Origin of the sequence: Telluria beijingensis (assembly GCF_030770395.1) — a bacterium.
In the GTDB taxonomy this organism is placed as follows: domain Bacteria; phylum Pseudomonadota; class Gammaproteobacteria; order Burkholderiales; family Burkholderiaceae_D; genus Telluria; species Telluria beijingensis.
This window is the reverse complement of record NZ_CP132480.1, coordinates 3,444,199-3,458,438: the sequence shown is the minus strand read 5'-3', so window position 1 is coordinate 3,458,438 and position 14,240 is coordinate 3,444,199. Positions and strand designations below refer to the sequence as shown.

Genomic DNA, 14,240 nt, shown 5'->3' with positions numbered 1-14,240 from the left:
AGGGCGTCGATAGGGAAACGGCTATTATCGCATTCTTGGGCAAACACTATAATGCCCGTCCGACCAAGGAAAGAGTTCAGACCATGACGATTGCCACTAGCAAACAACCGGCGCCGTGCGGCGCCTGGCCTTCCCCGATCAGCGCCGCGGTGGTCGCCGCCGGCGCGGTGCCGCTGGCGCAGTTGATGCTCGACGGCCCGTATCTCGGCTGGCTCGAAGGCCGCGCCAGCGAGGCAGGACGCACGACGCTCATGGTCCACGATGGCAGCGGCACGCGCGAACTGACCCCGGCGCCGTTCAATGTGCGCAGCCGCGTCCACGAATACGGCGGCGGCGCCTGCCTGCTGGCCGGTGGCGTGGCCTGGTTCTCGCACCATGTGGACAACCGCCTGTACCGGGTCGAGGCCGGCGGCCAGCCAGTAGCCGTGACCGCCGAGGCCACGGGCCACCGCTTTGCCGACTTCGTGCTCGATGGCGCGCGCCGGCGCCTGGTGGCGGTGCGCGAGGATCATTCCGCCGGCGCCACCTACCCGGTCAACACCCTGGCCGCGGTCGGCTTCGACGGCGTCGAGACCGTGCTGGTCGACGGCAACGACTTCTATGCGGCGCCGCGACTGTCGCCCGATGGCCGCCAGCTGGCCTGGCTGTGCTGGGACCATCCGCGCATGCCGTGGGAAGGCACGGAATTGTGGCTGGCCGACGTGGCGGACGACGGCAGCCTGGTGAACGGCCGCCTGGTTGCAGGCGGCCCGGAAGAATCGATCTGCCAGCCCGAATGGTCGCCCGGCGGCGTGCTGCACTTCGTATCCGACCGCAGCGGCTGGTGGAACCTGTACCGCTTCGACCATGGCGTGGTGCATGCGCTGTGCCCGCGCGCGGCCGAATTCGGCGGCCCGCACTGGAGCTTCGGCGGCTCGCTGTACGGCTTCCGCTCCGACGACGAGATCGTGTGCGCATACATCGAAAAAGGTGTCAGCTACCTGGCGCGCCTTTCGCACGGCAACCTGGTGCCGCTCGAATCGCCGTATGAAGAGATCCGCGAACTGCGCGTGCAGGGCGACGTCGTGGCCGTGCTGGGCGGCGCGCCGACCATCGCGCCCGAGCTGGCGCGGATCGACCTGGAAAGCAGTGTTACCGAGGTATTGGCCCACTCGATCCCGCAACCGCCGGCCGCCGGCTACCTGTCGGTGCCGCTGGCGATCGACTACCCGAGCGGGAACGGCCGCGTGGCGCATGCGTTCTACTATGCGCCGGCCAATGCCGACCATGTGCCGCTGGCCGATGAACTGCCGCCGCTGATCGTGATCGGCCATGGCGGCCCGACCGGCATGGCGGCCAGCACCCTCAAGCTGTCCACCCAATACTGGACCAGCCGTGGCTTCGCCGTGCTCGACGTGAACTATGGCGGCAGCACCGGCTTCGGGCGCGACTACCGCAACCTGCTCAAGCACCAGTGGGGCGTGGTGGACGTCGAGGATTGCGTGGCCGGCGCGCGCCACCTGGCGGCGCAAGGCATCGTCGATCCCGATCGCCTTTTGATCCGCGGCAGCAGCGCCGGCGGCCTGACGGTGTTATCGAGCCTCGCCTTCCACGACGTGTTCAAGGCCGGCGCCAGCTACTATGGCGTGTCCGACCTGGCCGGCCTGGACGCCGACTCGCACAAGTTCGAGTCGCACTACAACCAGTACCTGATCGCGCCGCCGGACACCGCCGCCGAGGCCTACCGCGCACGCTCGCCGATCCACCACACCGACAAATTGCGGCAGCCGATGATCTTCTTCCAGGGCCTGGACGACAAGGTGGTGCCGCCGCAGCAATCCGAAAGCGTGGTCGAGGCACTGCGCGCGCGCAAGCTGCCGGTGGCCTACCTGACGCTCGAGGGCGAAGGCCACGGCTTCCGCAAGGCGGAGAGCGTGGTGCGCACGCTGGAAGCGGAGCTGGTGTTCTACCTGCGCGTGTTCGGCATTCCGGTGCCGGCAGACCTGCCTGAAGTAACGATCGAGAACCTCGGATGACGGTAGTGGACGTGAACGCGCGCCTGGCCGCCTGCACGGCGGAAGAGCGCGCGCTGCTGGTGGTGCTGGCGATCGCGGGCGAGCCGATGGGCCGCCAGCGCATCCTGGAGCATATGCGGGCGCTGGGCGTGGCGCTGCCGATCGCGCAATGGGTCGATGAACTGGCGCGCCTGCGCGAGCGGGGCCTGGTGGCCGACATGGGCGAACGCGGCACCGGCATCGCGCCGGAACTGGCCTGGCCGGTGCTGGACGCGGCCCTCGACGACGGCCTGTTCGACGGCGTGGCCGCCGCCTATGCCCAGGTCTCGACCGTGCGCCGCGACTGGCAGGGCAACCTGATGCTGCGCAGCTACCGCCAGGGCCTGGCCCTGCTGCGCATCGCCCTGCTCACCGGACAGGAATACGACGTCGTCTCGCCCCTGCTGGATGCCTGCCAGCGCTGCCACGAGGCCAGCTACCTGCATCCGCTGGTCGACGTCTGCGCGCGTCCATTCGCGGCGGCGCTGATGGAGCGCATCCACCCGCGCCTGCGCGAAGGCATCCTGCACATCCTGGTCATGCATGCGCGCAGCGAACCCCTGCTCGCGCCGGCCGTGCGCGAGTACGCCGAGCGCCTGATCCCGCGCAGCAGCCCCGAAAGCCCGCTGCGCCGCTCGCTGGGCGAGCACTACATCCTGTGCGGCCGCCTGGACGACGCCCTGCTGCTGGTGAACGAGATGAGCGATTCGCCCGGCCTGTTCCTGCGCAGCGTGGTGCAGGTATTGCGCGACGATCCGGAGACGGGCCTGGCCGGCATCGATGCGTCGATCAAGCAATTGCGGCGCGAGACCGGCAAGCGCAAGGCGGTATTCGATGGCCATTGCGCGCACATCGCGATGGCCGCCCTGCTGCGCAGCAGCGATCCCGGCCATCGCAAGCTGGCGGACAGCTGGCTCGAGATCGAGACGCGCGCAGTGCAGCGGCCCGACAATGCGGTCTGGTTCCAGCTCGGCATGCTGCACGAGATCCAGCGCGGCACCGTCGACGCCGCGCTGTTCGCCACCCGCAGCTGGGAGCTGTCGCTGGAGCCGACCGTGTTCCGCGCCCTGATCCACTACTGGCTGGCGCTGCCGGCATTGAGCAGCCAGCGCGCGCGCCTGGAAGAGATGCTGGTCCAGTCCGAGGCGGCCGGCTTCGACCTGTGGTCGGCCCAGCTGGCCGGCGTGCTGGCGCAGATGGGGCAAGCCGGCCACCTGGCCCACGAACAGCGCGCGAGCGAGCTGCGCCGCCGCCGCCTGCCCGACATGGCCGGCTGGTTCACGCGCGAAGAGCCGTGGGAACGCCAGTTGAACGCCCTGATCAACCTGCAGCCGGCGGCGAACGTGGAGAACGTGCGCGAATCGCGCCTGGTCTGGCTGATCCGCCATGACCCGCACCTGGGCGTGCAGGAAATCGAGCCGCGCGAACAGAAGCGCGACGCACAGGGCGGCTGGAGCCGCGGCCGGGCCATGGGCCTCAAGCGCCTGGCCGAAGAAGGCGCCGGGCTCGACTTCCTGACCGCGCAAGACCTGCAGGCGGTGAACGCGATCGCCGGCCGCCGCTACTACGCCGGCAGCGGCATCCGCTTCGAGCTCGAAGTGCACAAGGCGCTGGCCGCCCTGGTCGGCCACCCGCTGCTGTTCTGGATGGACTCGCCCGGCACCCGGGTCGAGCTGCTGCCGGGCGAGCCGGAACTGCTGGTGAAGAAGCATGGCGACCTGGTATCGATCGTGCTGCACCCGCCGCTCGACGACAGCAACGGCGACGTGGTGGTCACACGCGAGACGCCGACCCGCCTGCGCCTGGTGCAGATCAAGGACGAACACCGCCGCATCGCCGCCATCGTCGGCGCCGGCCTCGACGTGCCCTTGGCGGCCGAACGCCGCGTGCTGCGCGCGATCGGCGCGGTGTCGTCGGTCGTCACCGTGCAATCGGACATCGGCGCCAGCAGCGGCGATATCGAGACCGTGGCGGCCGACCCGCGCCTGCACGTGCTGCTGCGTCCCTACCAGCAGGGCATGCGCATGCAGCTGCTGGTGCGGCCCCTGCCCGGCGGCGCCTATTACGGTCCCGGCGAAGGCGCCGCCAGCGTGATCGCCGACGTGGAAGGCGTGCGCACCGAAGCGCAACGCGACCTGAACGCGGAACGCGAAGCCGAGCGCCAGTTGATCGGCAAATGCCAGGCGCTCGAACACGCGGAGCTTGAGCACGGCGAATGGCTGCTCGGCCAGCCGCTGCTGGCGCTCGAATTGGTCGACCAGCTGCGCGCGCTCGACAGCGACGCCATCGTGGTGGGCTGGCCCGAGGGCGAGAAATTCCGCGTCACTAAAAAGGCCACGTCGAAATCGGTGCGGGTGCAGATCCGGCGCGAGCGCGACTGGTTCGCGGCCAGCGGCGACGTCGTGATCGACGAGGGCCGCGTGATGAACCTGCGCACCCTGCTGGAAAAGATCCAGGAGAGCGGCAGCCACTTCGTCGCGCTGGGCGAGAACGAATACCTGGCCCTGTCCGACGAGCTGCACCGGCGCCTGACGGAGCTTGGCGCCTATGGCGAGCTGCATGGCGACGGCATCCGCACCCACGCGCTGGCCAGCTTCGCGCTGGACGACTTCGCACGCGAGGCGGGCAGCGTCGATGCCGACAAGGCCTGGCAGGGCCACCTGCAGCGCATGGCGGACAACGCCGCCTTCACGCCGGCGCTGCCGTCCACGCTGCAGGCCGAGCTGCGCGATTACCAGGTCGACGGTTTCCAGTGGCTGGCGCGCCTGGCCCACTGGGGCGTGGGCGCCTGCCTGGCCGACGATATGGGCCTCGGCAAGACGCTGCAGGCGCTGGCGCTGCTCCTCACGCGCGCCAAGGACGGCCCGGCGCTGGTGGTGGCCCCGACCACGGTGTGCCTGAACTGGATCGACGAGGCCGCGCGCTTCGCGCCGACCTTGCGGCTGCACCTGTTCGGTCCCGGCGAGCGCGCCGCGACGATCGACAATGCCGGCCCATTCGACGTGGTCGTGGTCAGCTATGGCCTGCTGCAGCTGGAAGCGGCGCGCTTCAAGGGCCGGCGCTGGCACAGCATCGTGCTCGACGAAGCGCAGGCGATCAAGAATATGCACACCAAGCGCTCGCAGGCGGTGATGGCGCTGCAGGGCGACTTCCGCATGGCGGCCACCGGCACCCCGCTGGAAAACCACCTGGGCGAGTTGTGGAACCTGTTCCGCTTCATCAATCCTGGCCTGCTGGGCAGCGCCGACCAGTTCCAGCTGCGCTTCGCCGGCCCGATCGAGAAAGCCCAGGACAAACGCGCCGAGGCCGGCGCGCGGGCCCGCCTGCGGCGCCTGACCGCGCCCTTCATCCTGCGCAGGACCAAGGCGCAGGTGCTGTCCGAACTGCCGCCGCGCACCGAGATCGTGGTGCCGGTGGAACTCAGCGCCGAAGAAAACGCGCTGTACGAATCGCTGCGCCGCCAGGCCCTCGACAAGCTGGCCGCGCTCGAGGCACCCGAAGGACAGAAGGCGATCGAGATCCTGGCCGAGATGATGCGGCTGCGGCGCGCCTGCTGCAATCCCGAGCTGGTCGCGCCCGGCGCCGGCATCGCCAGCAGCAAGCTGGCGACCTTTGCGCGCCTGACCGCCGACCTGCTCGAGAACCGGCACAAGGTGCTGGTGTTCAGCCAGTTCGTCGACCACCTGACCCTGATCCGGCACTACCTCGATGCGCAAGGCATCCATTACCAGTACCTCGATGGTTCGACGCCGATCCAGGAACGCAAGCGGCGCGTGGATGCCTTCCAGGCCGGCGAGGGCGACCTGTTCCTCATCAGCCTGAAGGCGGGCGGCGTCGGCATCAACCTGACGGCGGCCGACTACGTGATCCACATGGACCCGTGGTGGAACCCGGCGGTCGAAGACCAGGCCTCGGACCGCGCCCACCGCATGGGCCAGCAGCGGCCGGTGACGATCTACCGGCTGGTGGCGCGCGGCACGATCGAGGAAGGCATCGTCGACCTGCACCGCCACAAGCGCGACCTGGCCGACAGCCTGCTGGAAGGGACGGAAATGGCGGCGCGCATGTCGCCGGGCGATATGCTGGAGATGCTGCGCACGGGTCTTGGACGCTGATTTGCATTCCAGTCAACGTTGACATTCATGCGTGTCGGAATGTTTCAGCTGCCCGCAAATGATGCAATTGATGCTAATCTGCACGCCTTCGCGCATGCGCGCGTCAAGACATCTCCTTAAGTTACAGGGCTGAATACGATGATGAAAACGAAAATCGCGCTGGCGGCACTGCTGGCGTGTTTCGCGCTGACGCCGGCCGTCGCCGCCACCTCCAAACCGGCCAAGGGCAAGGCCAAATCCTCGAAGGTCGTCAAGAAGAAGGCTTCCAGCAAGGGCAAGAAAGCCCTGATCGGCGCGGCCGCCGTCGGCGCCACCGCAGCCGCCGCGGGCGCCGCAAGCGCCAGCGCCGCCGAAATGCGCCTCGACCGCCGCATGTCGACCCTGAGCATGCAGTACCTGACCGCCCTGTGGCGCAACGACCCCGAAGGCGGTATCTATGTCGGCAAGTTCGACCACGCCGCCAACCTGACCATCCCGGACGCCGACACGCGCGCCAAGCAGCTGGCCTTCGCCAACGAATGGCTCGAGAAGTTCGGCAAGCTCGATCCCAGGCAGCTGTCGCCGCGCTACCGCACCGACCTGGCCCTCCTGGTCAACAAGCTGGAAAAAGACCGCTTCCGCCTGACGACCTGGCGCGAATTCGAATGGAACCCGGCGCAGTACAACGTCGCCGCGCCGCTCGACCTGATCCTGAACACCGACTACGCGGCCAAGCCGCAGCGCCTGCGCACCATCCTCAAGCGCCTGGCCGACGTGCCGGCCTATTACGCGGCGGCGCAAGCGTCGATCACGACGCCGACGCGCGAGCACACCCAGCTCGCGATCGGCCAGGCGCCGGGCACGCTGGCGGTGCTGGCCGACCTGGGCAAGGCGGCCGAGGAATCGATCCTGACGCCGCAAGAAAAGGCGATCTTCGCCCAGCGCATCGCCAATGCCGGCACGGCGGTGCTGGGCTATGTCGACTTCCTGAACGGGGTCGAGCAGCGCCAGGCGGCCAGCGGCAAGGCGCGGCCTTTCCGCGCCGGCAAGGCGCTGTATGAACAGAAGTTTGCGCTCGACATCCAGTCGTCCTCCAGCGCCGAAGAGACCTTCCGCAAGGCCCTGGTCACGCGCGAGGAACTGCTGTCGAATATGGACAAGATCTCGGACGAGCTGTGGCCGCGCTATATGGCGGGCGTCACCAGGCCGGCGGACCGCTTCCAGAAGATCGGCATGATGATCGACAAACTCTCCGCACGCCACGTCGCGCGCGAGAACTTCTTCGCCGAGATCCGGCGCCAGATCCCGCTGCTGCAGGACTGGGTGATCAAGCACGACCTGTTGACGCTGGACCCGAGCAAGCCGCTCGAGGTGCGCGAGACCCCGATGTACCAGCGCGGCGTGGCCGGCGCCAGCATCGACGCGCCCGGCCCTTACCGCTCCAAGGACAAGACGTACTACAACGTCACGCCGATGGACAATCTCACGCCGGAACAGGCCGAGAGCAGCCTGCGCGAGTACAACGAGTGGATCCTGCAGATCCTGAACATCCACGAAGCGATTCCCGGCCACTATGCGCAGCTGGTGCACGCCAACCGCTCGCCGTCCTTGATCAAGTCGCTATTCGGCAATGGCGCCATGGTCGAGGGCTGGGCCGTGTACGGCGAGCGCATGATGCTCGAATCGGGCTATGGCGACAACGCGCCCGAGATGTGGCTGATGTACTCGAAGTGGAACCTGCGCAGCGTGACCAACACCATCCTCGACTACAGCGTGCACGTGAACGGCATGGGGCAAGAGGCGGCGATCGACCTGCTGACGCGCCAGGCCTTCCAGACGCGCCAGGAAGCCGACGAAAAATGGCGCCGCGTGACCCTGACCTCGGTGCAGCTGACCAGCTACTTCAGCGGCTACCACCAGATCATGGAATTGCGCGAACGCCGCAAGCAGCAGCTGGGCGACCGGTTCAAGCTGAAGGAATTCCACGACCAGTTCCTCAGCTACGGCAATGCGCCGGTCAAGATGATCTCGGAACTGATGCAGTAATCATCCCGCCTGCATGGCCATCCAGGCCGTGCAAAAACGCACAAGCGGCGTGCTCGCACGCCCGCTTGTGCGCCTTGTCCCCCGCACCATGATGAAAGTCGGCAGGTCGCACAGGCCCGCCAGGTAAGCCGCCGGGGCGAATGCCCGGCGCTATTTTTTTCAGGCCGTTTCTTCCGGCGCGCGGGTGGCGCGCGCGAACATCGGCGCTACCAGCAGGCCCAGCTCGTAGAGCAGGCACATCGGGATGGCCAGGGCCAGCTGGCTGACCACGTCAGGCGGGGTGACGATGGCGGCGATCACGAAGGCGCCGACGATCACGTAGGAACGGATCGCGCGCAGCTTCTCGAGGCTGACCACGCCCATGCGCACCAGGATCACGACCACCACCGGCACCTCGAACGAGGCGCCGAAGGCCAGGCACATCGACATGACGAAGTCGAGGTAGTTCTCGATATCGGGCATGACCGCGATCGAGGTCGGCGCGAACTCGCCGATGAAGTGGAACACGCGGCCGAACACGAAGAAATAGCAGAACGCCACGCCGGCGATGAACAGCAGCGAGGACGAAATCACCAGCGGCAGCACCAGGCGCTTCTCGTGGGCGTACAGGCCGGGCGCGATGAAGGCCCAGGCCTGGTAGAACACCCAGGGCAGCGCCAGGATGAAAGCCAGCAGCAGGGTGACCTTCATGGGCACCAGGAAGGGCGAGATGACGCCGGTGGCGATCATGGTCGAGCCGGGCGGCATCGAGGCAATCATCGGCGCGGCGATCAGGTCGTAGATATGCGACGGCCCCGGCCACGCCATCAGCGCGGCGCACATGATCGCGATCCCGATCGAGGCCTTGACCAGGCGATCGCGCAGCTCGACCAGGTGCGAGATGAAGGTGTCTTCGCCGGCGGCTTGCTCAGTCATTTAGAAGAAGGAGGAATGGGGTTTGCTGGCGCTGCCGGGGCGGAACTTGCGCACCCGGGCGGCGCCCGACATCACATGGCGCTTGGTGCCATGGCGGTTCTTGTACCAGGCCGGCACGCTCGAGGTGCGCACCAGCTTCTTGCGCCGGAAATCCTTGGCCTTGCGGTCGATGTCGGCCGCGGTGGGGGCGATCGTGTTGCCGGCATCATGCGCCGCGCGCCCGTCCCACAGCGCCTCGACTTCGTCGACGTGGCTGGTGACGGACGACTCGAAATCGCTGGTGGCCGACTCGACCTCGTTCTTGAACGATTGCGCCTTCTCTTGCACCTCTTTGTGCAGGTTGCGCAGTTCGTCGAGCTCGATCTCGCGGCTGACCTCGGACTTGACGTCGTGCAGGTAGCGCTGGGCGCGGCCATACAGCGTGCCCGCCATGCGCGCCACCTTGGGCAGCTTTTCAGGGCCGATCACGATCAGGGCGACCACGCCGATGATCGCGATTTTCGACAGTCCGAGATCGATCATGGGACGCGCCGCTTACAGGCGGGTCTTGTCGCGGGCTTCCACGTCGATGGTCGACTTGTCGGCCACCTGCTGGGTCGGCTGGGCCGGATTGGCTTCGGCCGCCTTTTCTTCGTCGCCCTTCACGCCATCCTTGAAGCCCTTGACGGCCTTGCCCAGGTCGGAACCCATATTGCTGATCTTCTTGGTGCCGAAGATCAGCATCACGACCACCAGCACGATGACCCAGTGCCAAATACTCAAACCACCCATGTTGTTCTCCTAGCAAGGCGCATGCGCCTGAAAAATCGGGAAAGCGTCTACCACAGTATACGCGATGCGGGGGCGGCCTGCCCCCTTTGAAACTTAGCTGTAGCTTATAAACCTAGCCCGCGCCACGGACGCGGCCCGCCGTACATATGCAAATGCAGGTGATACACCTCTTGACCGCCGTCCGGGCCGGCATTGATCAGCGTCTTGAAACCGCCGCTCGGCTTGCCATCGGCGCCGGTTTTGACGTCAATACCATTCTCTTTTGCAAGCTTCGGCGCCAGCGCCAGCATCTTGCCCAGCACGGCCGCGTGTTCGTCGGTGCAATCGGACAGGGTGGACACGTGCTGCTTCGGGATCACCAGCAGGTGGACCGGCGCCGCCGGATTGATGTCCTTGAACGCCAGCACCTCGTCGTCCTCATAGACGACGGCAGCCGGAATCTGCTTGGCGACGATCTTGCAAAAAATGCAGTTATCCATCTTGTCTCCAGGTTTGTTACAGCGCTTCAGGGGCGAGAGCGCTCCATGAAGCCGAGGCATCGTATCAGCGACGCATGACATCGGTATGAATTTCAGCAGCCGATTATGACACCGGACGCTGCGCCACGCACAGTGAGCGCGTGCTCACTTGCAACCCCGTGGAAAGAACTATTCCTTGCGCGCCGCTTTTTCGTCGATGCCGGACACGCCTTCGCGCCTGGCCAGTTCGTCCAGCACCTGTTGCGGCGTCAGGTCGAACTTGGCCAGCAGCACCATCGAATGGAACCACAGGTCGGCGCATTCATACAGCACCTTCGACGGATCACCTAGAACGCGCGCATCCTTGGCGGCCATCACCAGCTCGGTGGCTTCCTCGCCGATCTTCTTGAGGATGGCGTCGTCGCCCTTGGCGAACAGCTTGGCGACGTAGGAAGTCGCGGGGTCGCCGCCATGTTCGGGCTTGCGCGATTCGATCACGCTTGCGACGCGGGCCAGGGTAATGCTCATGGATTTTTCTTCTTGTCTGGATAAATGGTGTCGGGATCCTGCAGCACCGGCTCCACGCTGTGCCAGTCGCCGTTGTCGTATTTCTGGAAGAAGCAGGAATGGCGGCCGGTGTGGCAGGCGATGCCGCCCACCTGCTCGATCCTGAGCAGCACGACGTCTTCGTCGCAGTCGAGGCGGATCTCGCTCACCTTCTGGATATGGCCGGACTCTTCGCCCTTGTGCCACAGTTTCTTGCGCGAACGGCTCCAGTACACCGCCTCGCCCGTCTCGACGGTGCGGGCCAGCGCTTCGCGGTTCATCCAGGCGAACATCAATATGTCGCCGGTCGCCGCTTCCTGGGCGATCACCGGCACCAGGCCGTGCTCGTCCCAGCGCACCTTGTTCAGCCACTTGGCATTGGTCGGCATGCTGCTTCCTTAATCGAGGCGCATGGGAATGCCACGCTCGGCCATGAAGCGCTTGGCCTCGCCGACCGTGTGCTGCCCGTAGTGGAAGATGCTGGCTGCCAGCACCGCATCGGCATGGCCTTCGAGCACGCCGTCGGCGAGGTCTTGCAGGCCGCCGACGCCGCCCGAGGCGATCACCGGGATGCCCACGGCGTCCGAGACGGCGCGGGTCAGGCCCAGGTCGAAGCCGATTTTCGTGCCATCGCGGTCCATCGAAGTGAGCAGCAACTCACCGGCGCCAAGGCTTTCCATCTTGCGCGCCCATTCCACGGCATCGAGGCCGGTGGCATTGCGCCCGCCATGGGTAAACACTTCCCACTTGCCGGGACGGGTCTCTTTGGCGTCGATCGCCACCACGATGCACTGCGAGCCGTGCTTGTTGGCGGCGTCGAACACCAGTTGCGGATTGGTGACGGCCGAGGTGTTCATGCTGACCTTGTCGGCGCCGGCATTGAGCAGCCGGCGCACGTCCTCGACCTTGCGCACGCCGCCACCGACGGTGAGCGGGATGAACACGGTCGAAGCGACGGCCTCGATGATCGGCAGGATCAGGTCGCGCCCGTCGCTCGAGGCGGTGATGTCGAGGAAGGTGATCTCGTCGGCGCCCTGGCCATCGTAGCGGCGCGCGATCTCGACCGGGTCGCCGGCATCGCGCAGCTCGGTGAAGTTGACGCCCTTGACCACACGGCCGCCGGTGACGTCCAGGCAGGGGATGATGCGTTTGGCTAGCATAAGAATCTCTGCGTTAGCATATGAACGTCGTCCCCGCGAAGGCGGGGACCCAAGTTTGCTTGCATATCGACTCAGCAAGCAGAACTTGGGTTCCCGCCTGCGCGGGAACGACGTGCTCAGGCCTGCGTCCCTTCAGTCAGTTCATCTGCGCGTTCCTGGGCCGAGGCCAGGTCGAGCGTGCCTTCGTAGATCGAACGGCCGCAGATCACGCCTTCGATGCCTTCGTCCTGCACCGCGCACAGCGCTTCGACGTCGGCCAGCACGTGCACGCCGCCCGAGGCGATCACGGGAATCTTCACCGCGCGCGCCAGCTTGACGGTCGCCTCGATGTTCACGCCGGCCATCATGCCGTCACGGCCGATGTCGGTGTAGATGATCGATTCGACGCCATAGCCTTCGAACTTCTTGGCCAGGTCGATGACTTCGTGGCCCGACATCTTGCTCCAGCCATCGGTCGCGACCTTGCCATCCTTGGCGTCCAGGCCAACGATGATGTGGCCCGGGAAGGCGCCGCAGGCATCGTGCAGGAAGCCCGGGTTCTTGACGGCGGCGGTGCCGACGATGATATAGCTGATGCCGTCGTCCAGATAGCGCTCGATGGTGTCGAGGTCGCGGATGCCGCCGCCCAACTGGACCGGGATCTCGTCCAGGTCGTTGTCTTCGGCGTATTCCTGCACTACCTGCAGGATCGATTTGATGGCGCTCTCGTTCTTCGGTTTGCCCGCAAAAGCGCCGTTCAGGTCGACCAGGTGCAGGCGGCGCGCGCCTTTCTTCAGCCAATGCAGCGCCATTTCGGCGGGATCTTCGGAAAACACGGTGGCGAGGTCCATATCGCCCTGTTTGAGGCGAACGCAGTGACCGTCTTTCAGGTCGATGGCGGGGATCAGCAGCATGGTCGTTGTCGGTTGGTTGACGGGTTGTGTCGGAAACTAAAACCGTGGAATCACGGATTCCAGTGAATGAAATTGCGGTACAGGCGCAGCCCGGCGGCGGCGCTCTTTTCGGGGTGGAACTGGGTGGCGACGATATTATCGCGGCCCACGGCGCAGCAGAACGGCGCGCCGTAGTCGGTCTCGCCGATCACATCGTCGCGATTCCCGGGCGCCGCGTAATAGCTGTGCACGAAGTAGAAATAGCTGCCGTCCTCGACGCCTTCCCACAATGGGTGGGCGCGCGATTGCCGGACGCGGTTCCAGCCCATCTGCGGCACCTTGAAGCGCGAGCCATCCTGCTGCAGCTTGCCGTCGAGCTGGAAGCGCACCACCTTGCCGGGCAACAGGCCGAGACCGGGCGTGCCTTCGTTTTCTTCGCTCTCGTCGAACAACATCTGCTCGCCCACGCAGACGCCCATGATCGGACGGGTCTTCGCGGCGCGCAGCAATGCTTCTTCAAGGCCGGATTCGCGCAGGGAATTCATGCAGTCGCGCATGGCGCCCTGGCCCGGCAGCACGATGCGGTCGGCGCGGTCGAGGTCCGCGGCCGAGCTGGAAATCACCACGTCGGCCTCGGGCGCGGCGGCGCGCAGCGCCTGCGCCACCGAGCGCAGGTTACCGAGTCCATCGACGACGACAATCTTGTTGGCCATGATTACAGGCTGCCCTTCGTCGACGGGATGATGCCGGCCGCGCGCGGGTCCAGTTCGGTGGCCATGCGCAGTGCGCGGCCGAAGGCCTTGAACACGGTCTCGCACTGGTGGTGGGCGTTCACGCCGCGCAGGTTGTCGATGTGCAGGGTCACGGCCGCGTGGTTCACGAAGCCGCGGAAGAATTCGCCCGTCAGGTCGACGTCGAAGGCGCCGATCATGGCGCGCGTCCATGGCACATGCAGTTCCAGGCCGGGACGGCCCGAGAAATCGATCACCACGCGCGACAGCGCTTCGTCCAGCGGCACGTAGGAGTGGCCGTAGCGCACGATGCCCTTCTTGTCGCCGATCGCCTTGGCCACCGCCATGCCGAGCGTGATGCCGACGTCTTCCACCGTGTGGTGGGCGTCGATGTGCAGGTCGCCCACGGCCTCGACCTCGAGGTCGAACATGCCATGGCGCGCGATCTGGTCGAGCATGTGGTCGAGGAAGGGGACGCCGGTATTGAGCTTCTGGCGGCCGGTGCCGTCGAGGTTGATCGAGACGCGGATCTGGGTCTCGTTGGTGTTGCGCGTGATGTCGGCGGTGCGGGTCATTGCAAAGGATGCTATTCAGGCGGTCTCCCGCTTGGGGGA

At 66.3% G+C, this 14,240-nt stretch carries 13 protein-coding genes; 3 read left to right on the top strand and 10 right to left on the bottom strand.

Features of this window, described 5'->3' with window-relative positions:
* Positions 1-83: 83 nt before the first annotated feature.
* From Q9246_RS15320 to Q9246_RS15310, 3 genes are all read left to right on the top strand, one after another.
* Positions 84-2,015, top strand: coding sequence for a S9 family peptidase (locus Q9246_RS15320; protein WP_306391474.1), 1,932 nt, complete (start codon positions 84-86; stop codon positions 2,013-2,015).
* Complete coding sequence (locus Q9246_RS15315; RefSeq protein ID WP_306391473.1) at positions 2,012-6,148, top strand: DEAD/DEAH box helicase; 4,137 nt, start codon at positions 2,012-2,014, stop codon at positions 6,146-6,148. The genes Q9246_RS15320 and Q9246_RS15315 overlap by 4 nt, the downstream gene beginning before the upstream one ends.
* Before the next feature lie 138 nt (positions 6,149-6,286).
* Positions 6,287-8,173: a DUF885 domain-containing protein gene (locus Q9246_RS15310; RefSeq protein ID WP_306391472.1), complete on the top strand. Its 1,887-nt coding sequence runs from the start codon at positions 6,287-6,289 to the stop codon at positions 8,171-8,173.
* 159 nt (positions 8,174-8,332) lie between these two features.
* Here Q9246_RS15310 and tatC read toward each other — a convergent pair whose 3' ends face one another.
* The 10 genes from tatC to hisB all read right to left on the bottom strand — a co-directional run bounded on the left by tatC (position 8,333) and on the right by hisB (position 14,201).
* Positions 8,333-9,088, bottom strand: a complete 756-nt coding sequence (gene tatC, locus Q9246_RS15305) for a twin-arginine translocase subunit TatC (protein WP_306391470.1) — start codon at positions 9,086-9,088, stop codon at positions 8,333-8,335.
* On the bottom strand, positions 9,089-9,610 hold the full coding sequence (tatB, locus tag Q9246_RS15300; protein ID WP_306391469.1) for a Sec-independent protein translocase protein TatB: 522 nt from the start codon (positions 9,608-9,610) through the stop codon (positions 9,089-9,091).
* A 12-nt stretch (positions 9,611-9,622) separates the two neighbouring features.
* Positions 9,623-9,859 (bottom strand): Sec-independent protein translocase subunit TatA, encoded by a 237-nt coding sequence (gene tatA, locus Q9246_RS15295; protein WP_005664406.1) that lies wholly within the window; start codon positions 9,857-9,859, stop codon positions 9,623-9,625.
* A 104-nt stretch (positions 9,860-9,963) separates the two neighbouring features.
* A complete protein-coding gene (locus tag Q9246_RS15290) occupies positions 9,964-10,338 on the bottom strand; it encodes a histidine triad nucleotide-binding protein (RefSeq protein WP_306391467.1) in 375 nt (124 codons plus the stop codon).
* A 168-nt stretch (positions 10,339-10,506) separates the two neighbouring features.
* On the bottom strand, positions 10,507-10,845 hold the full coding sequence (locus tag Q9246_RS15285) for a phosphoribosyl-ATP diphosphatase (protein ID WP_306391466.1): 339 nt from the start codon (positions 10,843-10,845) through the stop codon (positions 10,507-10,509).
* A complete protein-coding gene (gene hisI / locus Q9246_RS15280) occupies positions 10,842-11,252 on the bottom strand; it encodes a phosphoribosyl-AMP cyclohydrolase (protein ID WP_306391465.1) in 411 nt (136 codons plus the stop codon). The genes Q9246_RS15285 and hisI overlap by 4 nt, the downstream gene beginning before the upstream one ends.
* Before the next feature lie 9 nt (positions 11,253-11,261).
* Positions 11,262-12,023, bottom strand: coding sequence for an imidazole glycerol phosphate synthase subunit HisF (gene hisF / locus Q9246_RS15275; protein ID WP_306391464.1), 762 nt, complete (start codon positions 12,021-12,023; stop codon positions 11,262-11,264).
* 116 nt (positions 12,024-12,139) lie between these two features.
* A complete protein-coding gene (hisA, locus tag Q9246_RS15270; RefSeq protein WP_306391462.1) occupies positions 12,140-12,916 on the bottom strand; it encodes a 1-(5-phosphoribosyl)-5-[(5-phosphoribosylamino)methylideneamino]imidazole-4-carboxamide isomerase in 777 nt (258 codons plus the stop codon).
* Positions 12,917-12,966: 50 nt separating this feature from the next.
* On the bottom strand, positions 12,967-13,608 hold the full coding sequence (gene hisH, locus Q9246_RS15265; protein ID WP_306391460.1) for an imidazole glycerol phosphate synthase subunit HisH: 642 nt from the start codon (positions 13,606-13,608) through the stop codon (positions 12,967-12,969).
* Positions 13,609-13,610: 2 nt separating this feature from the next.
* Positions 13,611-14,201 (bottom strand): imidazoleglycerol-phosphate dehydratase HisB, encoded by a 591-nt coding sequence (hisB, locus tag Q9246_RS15260; RefSeq protein WP_109345845.1) that lies wholly within the window; start codon positions 14,199-14,201, stop codon positions 13,611-13,613.
* Between the last annotated feature and the right edge of the window lie 39 nt (positions 14,202-14,240).